Consider the following 15,561-nt stretch of genomic DNA (forward strand, 5'->3'; position numbering starts at 1 on the left):
TAGGTGAACACGACAACGGCGGGGATCGCGTTCGTCGCTTCCCTGGTCCTCGCGCTCGCCCTGGTGCACGTACCGCTCGGCGACTACATGTACCGGGTCTACAACGGCGACCGGCATTCGAGGGCCGAACGGCTGATCTACCGGGCCATCGGCGCGAAACCCGAGGTCGAGATGACCTGGGGCGTCTACGCGCGCAGCGTGCTCGCCTTCTCGGCGGTCGGCATCCTGTTCCTGTACTTCCTGCAATTGCTCCAGCGCGGACTGCCGCTGCACCTGACCGATCCCGGCACCGAGATGACTCCCGCGCTGGCCTGGAACACCGCGGTCAGCTTCGTGACCAATACGAACTGGCAGGCGTATTCCGGCGAATCCACCCAGGGACATCTGGTGCAGATGGCCGGTCTGGCGGTGCAGAATTTCGTGTCGGCGGCCGTGGGCATCTCGGTCGCCGTGGCGCTGGTGCGCGGTTTCGCGCGCAGGCATACCGGTGAACTCGGCAATTTCTGGGTCGATCTGGTGCGCGGCACGATCCGCATCCTGTTGCCCCTCGCGTTCGTCTTCGCGATCGTGCTGGTGGCGGGTGGCGTCGTACAGAACTTCCACCTGCACGACCAGGTGGCCTCGACACTCAACGGCGGGCAACAGACCGTTCCGGGCGGGCCGGTGGCCAGCCAGGAGGTCATCAAGGAACTCGGCACCAACGGTGGCGGTTTCTACAACGCGAATTCCGCCCATCCGTTCGAGAATCCGACGGCGTGGACGAACTGGATCGAGATCTTCCTGCTGCTGCTGATCAGTTTCTCGCTACCGCGCACCTTCGGCCGTATGGTCGGCAGCACCAAACAGGGCTACGCGATCGTGGCGGTGATGGGCACCATCGCGCTGGTCGGCGTGAGTCTCACCAACCTCTTCCAACTCCAGCATCACGGCACCGTGCCGACCGCGATCGGCGCGTCCATGGAAGGCGTGGAAACCCGCTTCGGCGTGGCGAATTCGGCGACCTTCGCGGCCTCGACCACGCTCACCTCGACCGGTGCTGTCGACTCGTTCCACGACTCGTACACCAGCCTCGGCGGCATGATGACCATGGTCGATATGCAGTTGGGCGAGATCGCGCCCGGCGGTACGGGTTCCGGGCTCTACGGCATGCTCATCCTCGCGGTGATCACCGTTTTCGTCGCGGGTCTCATGGTCGGGCGCACCCCGGAATACCTGGGCAAGAAGATCACACCGCGCGAGATCAAGCTGGCCGCAGCGTATTTCCTGATCAGCCCGTTGATCGTGCTGGTCGGCACCGCGCTGGCGATGGCCTTGCCGGGCCAGCGGGCGAGCATGCTCAATGCGGGCCCGCACGGACTCTCGGAAGTGCTGTACGCCTTCACCTCGGCGGCCAACAACAACGGGTCCGCCTTCGCCGGTCTGAGCGTCGACACCGAGTGGTACAACACCGCGCTCGGCCTGGCCATGCTGTTGGGCCGGTTCCTGCCGATCATCTTCGTCCTCGCACTCGCCGGGTCGCTGGCCCGGCAGGGCACCACCCCCGCGTCGATCGGCACCCTGCCGACGCACCGGCCGCAATTCGTCGGCATGGTCGCCGGCGTGACGGTGATCCTGGTCGCGCTCACCTTCCTGCCCGCTCTCGCGCTCGGGCCGCTCGCCGAAGGAATCCACTGAAATGACCAGTGCCGTCATGGAAAACAAGTCCGATCAGCGACGCGGAGGCGTTGCACGGGGCGCGCTCGAACCGAGGATGCTGCTGACCTCGCTGCCCGACGCGGTCCGCAAACTCGACCCGCGCGTCATGTGGCGCAATCCGGTGATGTTCATCGTCGAGATCGGCGCGCTCTGGTCGACGGTGCTCGCGATCGCCGACCCCGCCTTCTTCGCCTGGGCGATCGTCGTATGGCTGTGGCTGACGGTGATCTTCGCGAATCTGGCCGAAGCGGTGGCCGAGGGCCGGGGCAAGGCCCAGGCCGACGCGCTGCGCAGAGCCAAGACCGACACCATCGCACGCAGGCTCGCCGACTGGACACCGGGCGGCCGCGTGATCGAACAACGCGTCGGCGCACCGGAACTGCGGCGCGGCGACCACGTCGTCGTCGAGGCCGGGCAGGTCATCCCCGGCGACGGTGACGTCGTCGAAGGCATCGCCTCGGTGGACGAGTCGGCCATCACCGGCGAATCCGCGCCCGTGATCAGGGAATCCGGCGGCGACCGGTCCGCGGTGACCGGCGGCACCACGGTGCTGTCCGATCGGATCGTCGTGCGGATCACCCAGGAACCGGGCCATAGTTTCCTCGACAGGATGATCGCCCTGGTCGAGGGCGCGAGCAGGCAGAAGACGCCGAACGAGATCGCGCTGAACATCCTGCTCGCCGCGCTGACGATCATCTTCGTCTTCGCCGTGGTGACCTTGCAGCCGCTGGCGATCTACTCCAAGGCGAACAACCCCGGTGTTCCCGACACCTCCGCGCTGGACGCGCACGGCATCACCGGCATCGTCATGGTCTCGCTGCTGGTCTGCCTGATCCCGACCACCATCGGCGCACTGCTCTCCGCCATCGGCATCGCGGGCATGGACCGGCTGGTCCAGCGCAATGTGCTGGCCATGTCGGGTCGTGCGGTGGAGGCCGCGGGCGATGTGAACACCCTGCTGCTCGACAAGACCGGCACCATCACCCTCGGCAACCGCCAGGCCGCGGAATTCGTTCCGCTGCCGGGCATTCCGGACGACGAGGTGGCCGACGCGGCGCAGCTTTCCAGCCTCGCCGACGAGACGCCGGAGGGCCGCTCGATCGTGGTGTACGCCAAACAGGTCTACAACAAACGTGAACGGACTGCGGGCGAGTTGACCGGCGCGACCTGGGTGGAATTCACCGCACAGACCCGCATGTCGGGAGTCGACCTCGCCGGTGATCACCGGTTGCGCAAAGGGGCCGCGGGCGCCGTCACCGAATGGGTCCGGTCACAGGGCGGTGCGGTTCCCGTGGAACTCGGCGTCATCGTCGACGGCATATCGGCGTCCGGCGGTACGCCGCTGGTCGTCGCGGAGGTGGCCGAGGGCCGGGCCCGGCTGCTGGGTGTCGTCCACCTGAAGGATGTGGTCAAACCGGGCATGCGGGAACGGTTCGACGAGATGCGCAGAATGGGCATCCGCACCGTCATGATCACCGGCGACAATCCCTTGACCGCCGAGGCCATCGCCGACGAGGCCGGTGTCGACGACTACCTCGCCGAGGCCACGCCGGAGGACAAACTGGCGCTGATCAAGAAGGAGCAGGACGGCGGGCGGCTGGTCGCGATGACCGGCGACGGCACCAACGACGCGCCGGCGCTCGCGCAGGCCGATGTCGGCGTGGCGATGAATACCGGCACCTCCGCGGCCAAAGAGGCCGGGAACATGGTCGATCTGGATTCGGACCCGACCAAACTGATCGAGATCGTGGAGATCGGCAAACAGTTGCTGATCACCCGTGGCGCGCTCACCACGTTCTCGATCGCGAACGACATCGCCAAGTATTTCGCGATCCTGCCCGCCCTGTTCGTCGGGCTGTTCCCCGGTCTGGACGCACTCAACGTGATGCGCCTGGCCAGTCCGCAATCGGCGATCCTGTCGGCGGTGATCTTCAACGCCCTCGTCATCGTCGCCCTGATCCCACTGGCGCTGCGGGGTGTGCGCTACACGCCGGCGCACGCGTCGAAACTGTTGAGCCGCAACCTGACCGTCTACGGCCTCGGCGGCATCGTCGCGCCGTTCCTCGGCATCAAGATCATCGATCTGCTCGTCCAACTCCTCCCAGGGATGTCCTGAAATGCGTATGTCGACATGGGTGCGTCAGCATCTGGCAGCGCTGCGCGCGCTGCTCGTACTCACCGCGATCACCGGAATCGTCTATCCGGTGGTGGTTTTCGCGGTCGGGCAGGTACCGGGCCTGAAAGACCGGGCCGACGGCTCGCTGATCGAGGTGGACGGGAAGGTCGTCGGCAGCAGTCTGATCGGCCAGCCGTTCACCGGTGCCGACGGCGCGGCGCTCGTGCAGTACTTCCAGAGCAGGCCGTCGGCGGCCGGGGAGCTCACCGAGGGCACCGGTGACGGGTACGACCCGCTGTCCACCTCGGCGTCCAACCTCGGGCCGGAGGATATCCGCGACGTCACCGTCACCGGCGAGGCGGGCGATACCGAGACGAAACCCGGCCTGCTGACCACCGTCTGCGCGCGGAGCAAGGAGATCGCCGACCGCGAGGGGGTCGACGGTCGCCGTCCGTTCTGCACCGAGGACGGTATCGGCGCTGTCCTTTCGGTCATCGGGCCGCGCGACGCCGACGGGCAGGTCTCGCGGCCGGTGGCGGTCTACAGCGTCAACGAACTGTGCTCGCGACATCCGACCCCGTTCCTGGAGCGCTACCACGGCGTCGAAGTGCAGTGCGCGAGCGAACTCGGCGGCTACACCGAAGGCCGTATCGTCCCGATCCGTGGCGACGGGCCTACCGAACCCGCCGTCCCCGCCGACGCCGTGACCGCGAGCGGCAGCGGGCTCGATCCGCACATCTCCCCGGAATACGCGACCATCCAGATCGCGAGAATCGCTCGGGCCCGCGGCATTTCCGAACAGCGGGTGTCCGACCTGGTCGAGGCGAACACCTCCGGCCGCGTGCTCGGATTCCTCGGCGAACCGACCGTGGACGTGGTCGAACTCAACCTGGCACTCGACCACGCCTATCCCTACCGGGGCTGAGGTCTCGACGGAACACGGCCCGCTCACCTCGTGAGGTGAGCGGGCCGGACCGGCGCTACCGGGCGAACCGCACCGGGTCGAACCCGCACCCGCCTTCGGCCGTCCCCGAGCGGTCGGATTCGAGGCCGGCGTGCGGGCCATGTCCGACCCGGGGAACAAGTTACAGTTTGTCAGTACCGGTAGTTCATACCGGGCAACCAGCGGAGAGGACCGAGACCGGCATGACGTGGATGATCTACGGGGCGAACGGCTACATCGGTGGGCTGCTGGCCGAGCGCGCGGTCGCCGCCGGTGAGCGGCCGGTACTCGCGGGCCGCAACGCGAAAGCCGTGGGCGCGGTCGCGCGACGACTGGATCTGCCGTTCGTCGTGGTGGATCTCGCCGACAGCGCCGGGCTGGACGCGGCGCTCGCCGATGTCGATATCGTCGCGCACTGCGCGGGCCCGTTCTCGGCGACGGCCCTGCCGATGGCGCGGGCCTGCCTGCGCACCGGCACCCACTACACCGACGTCACCGGCGAGGTCGACGTCTTCGAGGCGCTGTACGGGCTGCACGACGCGGCGGTGGCGGCCGGGGTCGCGCTCGTGCCCGGTGTGGGATTCGACGTCGTGCCCACCGAATACCTCGCGGTGCGCCTGGCCAGGGAACTGCCGACCGCCACCCACCTCGATATCGCCCTGGTCAGCCGGGGCGGATTCAGTCGCGGAACCCTGCGCACCGCGCTGGAGGGCGCGCAGGCGGGCGGGCGGGTGCGCGCCGACGGTGACCTGGTGTCGGTCGCGACCGCGCATCGCTCCCGCCGGGTCCGGTTGACCGATGAAGAGGTCACCGTCCACAGCATTCCGCTCGGTGACATCAGCAGCGCGTACCGCTCCACCGGCATCGCGAATATCACCGACTTCACCCGAATCCCGTTCGGCGGATTCCTCCGTCGCGTCGATCCCGTCGTGCGCGCGACGCTACGCCTGCCCGGCGTCGCGAAACTGCTCGATCGCGGGATCGCGGCGGCGATCACCGGACCGTCGGAGAACACCCGCGCCGACACCCGCAGCGAACTGTGGGCCGAGGTCACCGATCCCGCCGGGCAGGCGAGGCAACTGAGCCTCGTGGTCGCCAACACCTACGATTTCACCGCCGCCAGCGCCCTGCACGCGGTGCGGACACTGGCCGCGGCCGAATCCGTCCCCGCCGGAGCACACACCCCGAGCCAGGCCCTCGGCGCGGATTTCCTCGAGGGGATTCCGCGGGCGGGCGTGGACGTGGGCGCGATCGTCGCGCCGACGGGGACCGGCGCGGCACGGTAGCCCGCCGACCTCGATTCAGCGGTATTCGGGGTTCTCGAAATCGAATCGGCAACCGGCGTCCCATTCGGAGCGCTGGTTGCCGTGCGCGGACTTGCTCGAATCGTCGAATCCGGTCACGGTGTACTCCTTGTCGCGGTGGTGCCGTGGGAACGTCGGGAGCGCAGGTGTCCTGCCGTTCCCACGGCGAGCACGAGAATCCAGATCAGGGCCAGCGCGACGGTGAGGCCGAGCGGATAGTCGCGGTCGAGCACGGTCGGGTTGTCCGCGACGGCCCCGCCGCGGCGCAGGACCGGGGCGGTGATCAGCAGTACCGCGACAGTGCAGACCGCACCGCAGGCGATCGGACCCCACCAGGTGCGCGGCAGGTAGTAGCGCGCCGTCGCCCCGGTCAGGGCGCACAGCGGCGCGAAGATCCCGTCGTGCACCAGGATCGCGGCCGCGAACCAGAGGAGCACCGACACCAGATCGGGGCGGCTCAGATCGAACAACAGGCCGATGCCGTGCCAGCCGAGCCACAATCCGGCCGCGACCAGCGCGACGCGTACGGCGGTCACGCGCGCACCTCGATACTCGACAGCCATTTCGTCTGGAGCACGCCGGGCCGGTTCGGTGCGATCAGGCGACACGGGTAGCCGTGGTCCAGATCCAGCGTCTCGCCGTTGAGCGTCAACGCGATCAGCGTGTCCGAGGCGACCACATGCGGTTGCGGTAGCAACGACGTGCGATAGATGCCGCCGGTCTCCAGCGAGGCGAAGCCGACCGCACCGCCCGGATACGGACCGACGGCCTCGAGCAGGTCGCGCAGCCGCACCCCGGACCAGTCCGCCGACGCACTCCATCCCTCGACGCAGGCGATCGGCAGTGTCGCCGTGGTCTGCGGCAATGCCGACAACTCGTCGCGGCTGAATTCCCTACTGCGCTCCCCCACGACGACCCGCAGCCGATACGCGGGATCCCGCGCGCTGTCGCGCACACCGGCCGCCGTGGCCGATCGGTTCACCGGAAGCCCCTGCGGCCCTTGCCCGCTGCGCGGCGCGGCGAAGGACAGGCGCCGCAGCAGTGGCACGCTCTGTCCGGCGACCGCGACCGCGGCCAATCCCGCCGACACCCCCGCCGCCGCGAGCACCGTCCGCCGCGAACTACGCTGTCCACCAGCAATGTCGGTGTCCGACGGCTCCGACGTTCCGGGCGACCCGCCCGATGCCTCGACGGGCCGACCGGCCTCCACGCCACGACGCGGCCCGACCGCGGTGCCCGGCACGGCCCCCGCCTCCGAATCCAGCGGACGACTCAGCGCCGCCCTGATGACCGGCAACTTCACCGCGAGGTGTACCGCCAGCGCACCGGCGACGATAAAGGCCATCGCGTAGTGCGCGGTCGGGAAGAAGAATTTCCACGGGTACCACTGGGCGATATTGAGCAGTCCCGTCGACAGTTCGAACAGGACCGCTCCGACGAGCAGTGCGATCGATCCGCGTTCCAGGGCGCGCAGCGGTGAGCCGAACAGCGGACGCTGGAACAGCCGGGGATAGACCGCCCAGAGTTTCACCACGACAAGCGGTATCGCGGCCACCCCGGAGACGACGTGCAGTCCCTGGGTGAACCGGTAGAGCCAGACCGGATGCGCGGGCCACCGGAACCAGTCCGGCGGATGTTGGATGCCGTGACTGATCAGACCGGTGCAGAAACAGATCAGGATCGCGACGCCGAGCGCGATGCCGACCCGGCTCGCGACCTCGGGCCCCCGCGCACGCGAGATCCGCGACCACTCGCGCACCCGCCGGAAGTCCGAACCCTCCGGGCTGGAATCGATGTCACCGGAACTCATCGCAACGCACCTGCTCCGCCTCTGGATCACGCCGTAACCACCCGATATGTCTGCCGTCCACCGAGGCCGTGCCGACCACTCGAAGGCCCGCCCCGGCCGCGACCTCGTCCGCGTGTTCGATGCCGACGCGGGACCAGGGGAACCACGCGCCGACCCCGGACCGTGATTCCAGCCGGATCGGGCGGGTCACCACACCTGTTCCTGGAACGGCGAATTCGACGATGGCCAGCCCGTCGTGGGCGAGCAGTTCGGCGGTGCGCGCGAGGATGCGCCCCGGATCACCGCCGATGCCGATATTGCCGTCGGCCAGCAGGGCATACGCCCAGCGTCCGGTTCCCGGTAGCGGGCCGAACAGATCGCGATGCAGCGCGGGCGCGCCACGGAACCTGGTGATGTGCACCGCCGCGGGCGAGATGTCGACACCGAGGGCGAGCACCCCGCGCCGCAGCAATCGCGCGACGAGCCTGCCCGGACCGCAGCCCAGGTCGAGCGTCGGTCCGTCACAGCAGGCGGTCAGCGCGGAATCCGCGCGGTGCTCGGCGCCTGACAGCCCGAGCCAGCGCCGGGTCGGCAGTCGATGACGCATCCCGTCGTCGCTGCGTATCCAACATCGCTCGCCCGCGAGCATGCGATCGAACACGTCGAAATCGGTGCCGCTCACCGCCTCACCAGCCCGTGTTCGCGCACGGCGTCGACGGTCGCGGCGAAACGTCCACCGGAGACCGCGGCCACCGCCACGGCATCGGCGAAGGTGTCCACATCCCGGAAGGTGGGCAGGTCGCGCACCCGGAACCCGCAGTGGCGCACCATGTCACGGGTCAGCTCGCCGGTGCGCGGGGTCGACATCGGCACCCCCGCGAGCAGATGCGCCGGCTGCGGCACGGGCAGACCGAGCGCCCACCATCCGCCGTCCTCGGCCGGTCCGAGCAATGCCGAATCGTCGTCGGCCAGCTGCCGTGCGGCGGCGCCGAGCACATCGGGCCCGACCTGCGGGGTGTCCATCCCGATCTGGAGAACGGGCGCGCCGAATCGGGCTGCGTCGGCGTGCGCGTTGGCGAGCCTGGTCCCGAAATCTATTCCGCGCTGCGGAAATACGATGAATTCGTCCAGGGCCCGCGCCAATTCCGCACCGCGTTCGGCGGCGGCGAGATCACCGGTGAACGCGACCACCCGGTGGGTGACCCCGCTGCGGGTCACCGCGTCGAGAGTGTCGAGCAGCGACGCCGCGGCCACCCGGGCCGCCGCGCGCGGATCGAGCGGCGGGGTCAGCCTGGTCTTGGCGAATCCGGCGATCGGCGCCTTGGCGATGACGAGCAGCGTCGTCTCGCGGCCGGTCATCGCAGCACCGCCAGGAAATCCCTGGTGGCGCGCACCGTGCCGAGCCACGATCCCGACACCTTGGACCGGCCGCCCGACCTGGGCCGATAGCTGATATCCCGTTCGACGACCCGCCATCCCGAACCGGCCGCCCCGACCAGCAGTTCCAGCGGATATCCGGAACGGGGATGCAGCGGCCCCAGCGACAGCACCGTGCTGCGCCGGGTCACCCGCATGGCGGCGATATCGTGCACGGGGAGTCCGTACCTGCGCCGCAGCCTGCGGGCGATCAGGATATTGCCCATCCGCGCGTGCCACGGCCACACCCCCGCGCCGACCGGGCGACGCCGCCCCACCGCGAGATCGGCTCCGCCACGGACCAATTCGACGAGATCGGGCAGTTCGGCGGGATCCATCGACCCGTCGCCGTCCAGTACCGCGACCAGTTCGGTGCGGGCCGCGTGGATACCCGCCTGCACCGCCGAGCCGTATCCGGGGCGTTCCTCGCGGACCACGGTCGCGCCGCGACTGCGGGCGACGGCGTCGGTGCCGTCGGTCGACCCGTTGTCGACGACCAGCGCGTGATAGCCGGCGGGGATCGCCGCCAGGACATCCGGCAATGATTCAGCTTCGTCTCGACACGGAATAACCACGGTCACTCCGTGCGGATCAACGTGGGCTTCGGTCACGGTTCGACGCTATGCGGTGCGGGCTCGATCGGCGGTCGAAATCCTGTGACGAAACAGTGACGGTGCCTGAAAAGTGGTCTGGAACTGCGGTAACCGCCCTGTCGGCACCCTAGGGTGAGAGCCGTGCACGACGTCAGGGACGCCATCGAACAGGAAGCAGCGGAGCAGCCGGGATTCCGGTGGCGGGGCGAGATCGCCGCCGCGGGGATCGCCGCCGTATTGGTCGCCGCGGCCTTCATCGTGCCGCGAATCCACAGCGAACAGTGGCGGGCCACGCTGTACGCGGGCTCGGCGCCGATCTTCGGGAACTGGCTACCGCATATCGGCTGGGGAACGGGTCCGGCCGTCCTCGTGGCCTGCCTGGTGATCCTCCGGGGACCGGACCTGGCGGCACGGCTCCCGTGGCGGGGGCTGCTCGTGACGGCCTGGCTCACCGCGCTGGCCTGGGCCTTCGCGCTCGCCATGGTCGACGGATGGCGGCGCGGCTTCGCCGACCACCTGACCGACGGTCACGAATACCTGAGCGAGGTGCCCGGCATCACCGACATTCCCGCTGCGCTGCAAGGTTTCTCGGACCGCATCCTCGATTTCCAGCCGGATTCGTGGACCACGCACGTCTCCGGGCATCCGCCCGCCGCGCTGCTGTTCTTCGTCGCCCTGGACCGGATCGGTCTCGGCGGCGGGACCTGGGCGGCGACGGCCTGCCTCCTGATCGGCACGAGCACCGTGGTCGCGGTGGCGGTGACGCTGCGGGCACTGGGCGCCGAGGAACGCGCGCGCACCGCGCTGCCGTACCTGGCGCTCGCGCCCGCCGCGATCTGGATCGCCGTCTCCGCCGACGCGATGTTCGCCGGTGTCACCGCGTGGGCGGTGGCGTTGCTCGCGATCGCGACCCGCTCCCGCCCGGCGCGCACCCCGAGCCGAGAGATATCTGCCGTCGAGTTCGCCGTCTCGCAACGCGCCGGTCGTGGCCGCTCCACCCGCGGTGCCGCCGAGACCCCGATCACCGCTCCACAACGCGGGTGGCGACCGTTGATCGCCGTTTCCGCCGGTGTGCTGTTCGGGCTAGGGATCTACCTCAACTACGGCCTGGTGCTGATGGCCTTCCCCGCGGTGGCGGTATTGATCGCCGGACGCACCGTGCGCCCGCTGCTCCCCGCGGCGGCGGGCGCGTTGGCGGTGGCCGCGGCGTTCACCGTCTCGGGATTCTGGTGGTTCGACGGCTACCACCTGGTGATCGAACGCTACTACCAGGGGATCGCCACCGAACGTCCCTACTCGTACTACTGGTGGGGCAATCTCGCCGCCACACTGTGCGCGGTCGGGCTCGCCACCGCGGCGGGTCTGGCCCGGGCCCTGGCCCCGCGCACGCTGCGGGCACTCGACCCGGCGGCGCTACTGGTCGCCGCCACACTGTGCGCGATCGTCGCCGCCGACATCAGCGGACTCAGCAAAGCCGAAACCGAGCGGATCTGGTTACCGTTCGATGTGTGGCTGCTCGCCGCGACAGCTTTCCTGCCCCGGTCCCACGCCAGGGTCTGGCTCGCGATCCAGGCGGCGGGCACGCTCGCGCTCGTCCATCTGGTCCTGACGAATTGGTGACACCATGTGCATTCTCATCGCCGACGACGATCCCGTCGTCCGGGACGTGGTCCGGCGCTACCTGGAACGCGACGGGCACACCGTGCGCGAAACCGTCGACGGCGCGACGACGACGGCCGCGCTGGCCGAGGAGGGCGACGCGGTGGAACTCGCGGTACTCGACGTGATGATGCCCGCGCCCGACGGGATCGAGATCTGCCGGGCGATCCGGTCCGGTCCGCGCCCGGACACCCCGATCATCCTGCTCACCGCACTCGGCGACGAGGACGACCGGGTTCTCGGACTGGAGGCGGGCGCGGACGACTACGTGACCAAACCGTTCAGCCCGCGCGAGTTGGCGCTGCGGGTGGCCTCGGTGCTGCGGCGCGCGCAACCGGTCCGCGAGAACGGTCACCAGGTGCTGCGCGACGGACCCATCGAGGTGCGTCCCGCCGCGCGCCTGACACTGGTCGACGACAAACCCGTCGACCTGACCCCGCGCGAACTCGACCTGCTGGTCTTCCTGCTGAAACATCCGGGCGAGGTCTTCAGCCGGGAGGAACTGCTCGCGCGGGTGTGGGGCTGGGATTTCGGCGATCTGTCCACCGTCACCGTGCATATCAAGCGGTTGCGCGCCAAACTCGGCGACCGGCACCGCATCGACACCGTCTGGGGGCGCGGCTACGCCTGGGGACGCACCGATTCCGGAGGAAACCATGCCTGAGGACACCTTCGCGCTGATCGCGTTCTCGCTCGCCTGTTCGGTGCCGGTGGTGCTGATCGGCGCGCTGATACTGCGCGCCAACAGCAATCGGTCGCTGACGGTCAGCATGGCCGTGCTCGTCCTGATCCCGACACTGGCGACCTTGGCCGGCATCATCGGCGTGAGCGGTCTCATGTTCACCCACGAATTGCAGCGCACCGCCGTGGTTCTGGCGGTCGTCGCGGCCGTCACCGTTCCCGCGGCGATTCTGCTCGGGCGCGAGCAGGCGCGCAAAACCGTGTGGGAGAAGCAGATCCGGGATCAGGAGCGCGCGGCCGAGAAATCCCGGCGCGAACTGGTCGCCTGGGTCAGCCACGATCTGCGCACGCCGCTCGCCGGGATCAGGGCGATGGCCGAGGCCCTCGCCGACGGTGTCGTGAGCGGTCGAGACGATGTCGCGGGCTATGCCGCGCAGATCGGCTGCGAGACCGACCGGCTGTCCAGAATGGTCGACGACCTGTTCGAGATGTCGAAGATCAACGCGGGCGCGCTGCGACTGGAGTTGGAACCGGTGGACCTGCGCGAACTCATCGACGAGGTGCTCGCGGCCAATCGGACCACCGCCGAACGCGCCCGCATCACCCTGCGTGCCGACCAACCCGAGCACCGGATCATGGTGACCGCCAGCGACCAGGCCCTCGGCCGGGTACTCACCAACCTGGTCTCCAACGCCATCGCCCACACCCCGCCCGGCGGTGAGGTGTCGCTGTCGGCGGGCGCCACCGACGGACAGGCGTGGGCACGTGTCGACGACACCGGTCCCGGAATCTCGGAAGCCGATCTGCCCCGCATCTTCGACGTCGCCTACCGCGGCACCGCCGCGCGTTCCCCGGTCGCCGCCGACGGGGTTCCCGCGGGCAGCGGTATGGGCCTGGCCATCGCCGCCGGACTCATCCAGGCACACCACGGCGACATCACCGTCGAGAACCGCGACAGGGGCAGCCGCTTCGAGGTGCGATTACCGCTGTCGAAGAACTGAATCTCATACGCTCGGCGCGCACACTCCCGCGCTCTCACGCAACGGCTCGAAGGCGAAGCGGGCCAGACCGTCGAGCGGGTCCACGGTCGCGACGAAACCCAGTGCGCGCGCGGCCCTTCCCGGATCGGCGACGATATGGCGCACATCCCCGGCCCGGTAGCCGCCGGTGACCACCGGTTGCGGTCCGCCGCGCGCCACGGCCAGGGTCGCGGCGACCTCGAGGATCGAGATCGGGCGTCCGGAGGAGATATTGAGCGCCTGGAAACCGGGTAGCGGCCGTTCGACGGCCGCCAGATTCGCGGCCGCGATATCGGCGACGTGCACGAAATCCCGCATCTGCCCGCCGTCCTCGAAAACCCGTGGCGGCTGCCCGACCTCGAGCGCGGAGCGGAAGATCGCCGCCACCCCGGAATACGGTGTGTCCCTGGGCATATCGGGGCCGAAGACATTGTGGTAGCGCAGGGCCGCGACCGTCGATCCGGTGACGGCGGCCCAGGCGGCCGCGTAGTTCTCCTGCGCGAGTTTGCTCGCCGCGTACAGACTTCGCGGCCGCAGCGGCGCGTCCTCGTCGACGGTGTCCCAGGTCAGCGATTCGCCGTCGGGGCCACGGTATTCGAAGATTCCGGCCGCGAGATCCTCCGGTCGACGAGATTCGACCTCGACGCGGCCGCACCGCCGACCGAAATAACGCCCCTCGCCGTAGACCACCATGGACGACGCCAGCACGAGTCTGCGACAGCCGGCCCGGTCCATGGCGGCGCACAGTACGGCGGTGCCGACATCGTTGTGACTGGCGTAGGCGGGCGCGTCCTGCGCGCTCACGCCCGCGCCGACCACCGCGGCCTGATGGCAGACCACGTCGATGCCGCGCAGGACGCCGTCCAACGCGACGCCGTCGCGCACGTCGATGCGCGCCACACCCGGTGGCGTCGTCGCGTCGGGGCCGTGCGCGGCGGGCACCATGAGGTCGATCGGGACCACCTCGTGTCCCGCGCCGGTCAGCGCGCGGTAGACGTGGGATCCGATGAACCCGGCCGCGCCGGTCAGCAGGACTCTCATGCCGCCCACCGGCGCGATTCCGGCCGGTGTACCACGCCCATCGCCACTCGCCGGTCTCGTGTCATACCCCGATCGTGCCCGGTCGTGCCGCGATGCGGGAGTACCCGCGCCGGAGCGTCAGATTTCGGTCACGGTTGCCGGGCCGTCAGCGCTCGATGACCACCTTTCCGTCCTCGCCGGGGGCGACGAAACCCAGCAGGGAGGCCGCCTCGGCGCGCACCGCCTCCTCGTCACCCGGGGTGAGGGGATGCCAGGGGATGACGCGGACGGTGGCGCCGTCCAGCGCCCACCGGCCGTGGACGAAACCGTCGACCAGGTACACGGGCACCCCCGCCGACGCCTCCGCGGCGGTGCGCGCGCGGTCCTCCTCGCTGATCATCCGGCGGCGGTCCTTGTGCCCGAGCAGGGCATTGTCGAAGGCGGGCAGGAAACGGACCGGCACGGGCAGGTCCGGATCGGCCAGCGGCGCGTCCTGGACGTCGAACAGCACCTTGTGCTTGTCGTCGGTGAAGACGCGCAGGCGGTCGCGCATATCGTCGATCACCTCGGCCAGCCTGGTCACCCCCGCCCAGGCCTGCATATCGGCGACGGTGGCCGGGCCGTAGGCGGCCAGGTAGCGCAGGATCAACTGCTCGGGGTCGGGCTCGGTGCCCATCGGGTCGCCGATCCATTCGTCGGCCAGGCTCATCGTCACGTAGCGATTGCGCCACCTGCCCCACTCGCCGGTCTCGGGACCGTGCGCCATCGGCACCAGCATCTCCACCGATTCCGCGAGTCTGCGGGGCAGTCGGTCGGGAAACCGCTCGGCGAGCAACTTCCCGAAATCACTACGGCTCAACGTCTTCCCCGCGAGGATCTCGCGTCCGACGACGGCGAGTTCGTCGAGGTCGATACCGTCGATCTCGTCACGGAAATAGGGTGCGCGCAGCGCCGCGTGCACGATCGGGCGCACGGTCGGCCGCAGCCAGCGGAAGTCCTGCGCGGCGGCCAGGTGCACGGTGCGACGGATCATGGTGGAGCGCACCAGCATCCGCTCGCGCAGCAGCGCAGCCAGCTCGTCGTGGTCGAAATCCACCAGCCGCGACCACAATCCGACATACGGCCAGTTGGGTTCCTGCCCCTGCACGGCGACCACGTGCCGGACCAGCTCGAGCGGACCGATCGGGGACCGCTCGGCCAGCATCTGACGCACCAGCAGGGTCCGGTTCAGCGCACGCAGCGAAAGTTCCGTCATGAATGAATCTTCTCCGACACCACCGACAGGTCGGCGCGGCCGCCGGTGCGCGGACGACGCTATCGGCCGCC

At 69.4% G+C, this 15,561-nt stretch carries 14 protein-coding genes; 7 read left to right on the plus strand and 7 right to left on the minus strand.

What is annotated here, in order from left to right; all coding sequences use genetic code 11:
- Positions 1 to 3: 3 nt before the first annotated feature.
- The 4 genes from kdpA to JZ792_RS15695 all read left to right on the plus strand — a co-directional run bounded on the left by kdpA (position 4) and on the right by JZ792_RS15695 (position 6,040).
- The gene (kdpA, locus tag JZ792_RS15680) at positions 4 to 1,674 is read left to right on the plus strand and encodes a potassium-transporting ATPase subunit KdpA (RefSeq protein WP_216911199.1); all 1,671 of its coding nucleotides are present in this window, start codon (positions 4 to 6) and stop codon (positions 1,672 to 1,674) included.
- Between the two features lies 1 nt (position 1,675).
- On the plus strand, positions 1,676 to 3,811 hold the full coding sequence (gene kdpB, locus JZ792_RS15685; protein ID WP_216911200.1) for a potassium-transporting ATPase subunit KdpB: 2,136 nt from the start codon (positions 1,676 to 1,678) through the stop codon (positions 3,809 to 3,811).
- Position 3,812: 1 nt separating this feature from the next.
- Entirely contained in the window at positions 3,813 to 4,736 is a 924-nt protein-coding gene (locus JZ792_RS15690; protein ID WP_216911201.1) for a potassium-transporting ATPase subunit C, read from the plus strand.
- A gap of 221 nt (positions 4,737 to 4,957) precedes the next feature.
- On the plus strand, positions 4,958 to 6,040 hold the full coding sequence (locus JZ792_RS15695; protein WP_216911202.1) for a saccharopine dehydrogenase family protein: 1,083 nt from the start codon (positions 4,958 to 4,960) through the stop codon (positions 6,038 to 6,040).
- A gap of 113 nt (positions 6,041 to 6,153) precedes the next feature.
- Here JZ792_RS15695 and JZ792_RS15700 read toward each other — a convergent pair whose 3' ends face one another.
- The 5 genes from JZ792_RS15700 to JZ792_RS15720 are packed head-to-tail and all read right to left on the minus strand — an operon-like array spanning position 6,154 to position 9,844.
- Positions 6,154 to 6,594: a hypothetical protein gene (locus tag JZ792_RS15700; RefSeq protein ID WP_308165312.1), complete on the minus strand. Its 441-nt coding sequence runs from the start codon at positions 6,592 to 6,594 to the stop codon at positions 6,154 to 6,156.
- Complete coding sequence (locus JZ792_RS15705; RefSeq protein ID WP_216911204.1) at positions 6,591 to 7,868, minus strand: molybdopterin-dependent oxidoreductase; 1,278 nt, start codon at positions 7,866 to 7,868, stop codon at positions 6,591 to 6,593. The genes JZ792_RS15700 and JZ792_RS15705 overlap by 4 nt, the downstream gene beginning before the upstream one ends.
- A complete protein-coding gene (locus tag JZ792_RS15710; protein ID WP_308165313.1) occupies positions 7,855 to 8,529 on the minus strand; it encodes a methyltransferase domain-containing protein in 675 nt (224 codons plus the stop codon). Before JZ792_RS15710 ends, JZ792_RS15705 begins: the two co-directional genes overlap by 14 nt.
- Positions 8,526 to 9,206, minus strand: a complete 681-nt coding sequence (locus JZ792_RS15715; RefSeq protein WP_216911205.1) for a TIGR04282 family arsenosugar biosynthesis glycosyltransferase — start codon at positions 9,204 to 9,206, stop codon at positions 8,526 to 8,528. The genes JZ792_RS15710 and JZ792_RS15715 overlap by 4 nt, the downstream gene beginning before the upstream one ends.
- Positions 9,203 to 9,844 (minus strand): glycosyltransferase family 2 protein, encoded by a 642-nt coding sequence (locus JZ792_RS15720; protein ID WP_216911243.1) that lies wholly within the window; start codon positions 9,842 to 9,844, stop codon positions 9,203 to 9,205. Before JZ792_RS15720 ends, JZ792_RS15715 begins: the two co-directional genes overlap by 4 nt.
- A gap of 174 nt (positions 9,845 to 10,018) precedes the next feature.
- Between JZ792_RS15720 and JZ792_RS15725 the strand changes: the two genes are divergently transcribed.
- The 3 genes from JZ792_RS15725 to JZ792_RS15735 are packed head-to-tail and all read left to right on the plus strand — an operon-like array spanning position 10,019 to position 13,197.
- The gene (locus tag JZ792_RS15725; RefSeq protein ID WP_438804335.1) at positions 10,019 to 11,476 is read left to right on the plus strand and encodes a hypothetical protein; all 1,458 of its coding nucleotides are present in this window, start codon (positions 10,019 to 10,021) and stop codon (positions 11,474 to 11,476) included.
- A 4-nt stretch (positions 11,477 to 11,480) separates the two neighbouring features.
- Positions 11,481 to 12,179 carry a response regulator transcription factor gene (locus tag JZ792_RS15730; RefSeq protein WP_216911207.1) on the plus strand — a complete coding sequence of 233 codons (699 nt, stop codon included), beginning with the start codon at positions 11,481 to 11,483 and terminating at the stop codon, positions 12,177 to 12,179.
- On the plus strand, positions 12,172 to 13,197 hold the full coding sequence (locus JZ792_RS15735) for a sensor histidine kinase (protein ID WP_216911208.1): 1,026 nt from the start codon (positions 12,172 to 12,174) through the stop codon (positions 13,195 to 13,197). The genes JZ792_RS15730 and JZ792_RS15735 overlap by 8 nt, the downstream gene beginning before the upstream one ends.
- A gap of 3 nt (positions 13,198 to 13,200) precedes the next feature.
- Here the strand turns inward: JZ792_RS15735 and JZ792_RS15740 are convergent, their stop codons facing one another.
- Together JZ792_RS15740 and JZ792_RS15745 are read right to left on the minus strand one after the other, a co-directional pair.
- A complete protein-coding gene (locus tag JZ792_RS15740; RefSeq protein WP_216911209.1) occupies positions 13,201 to 14,256 on the minus strand; it encodes an NAD-dependent epimerase/dehydratase family protein in 1,056 nt (351 codons plus the stop codon).
- 145 nt (positions 14,257 to 14,401) lie between these two features.
- Positions 14,402 to 15,490, minus strand: coding sequence for a winged helix DNA-binding domain-containing protein (locus JZ792_RS15745; RefSeq protein WP_216911210.1), 1,089 nt, complete (start codon positions 15,488 to 15,490; stop codon positions 14,402 to 14,404).
- Positions 15,491 to 15,561: the final 71 nt, after the last annotated feature.

Source organism: Nocardia noduli, assembly GCF_019038455.1.
Lineage (GTDB): Bacteria > Actinomycetota > Actinomycetes > Mycobacteriales > Mycobacteriaceae > Nocardia > Nocardia noduli.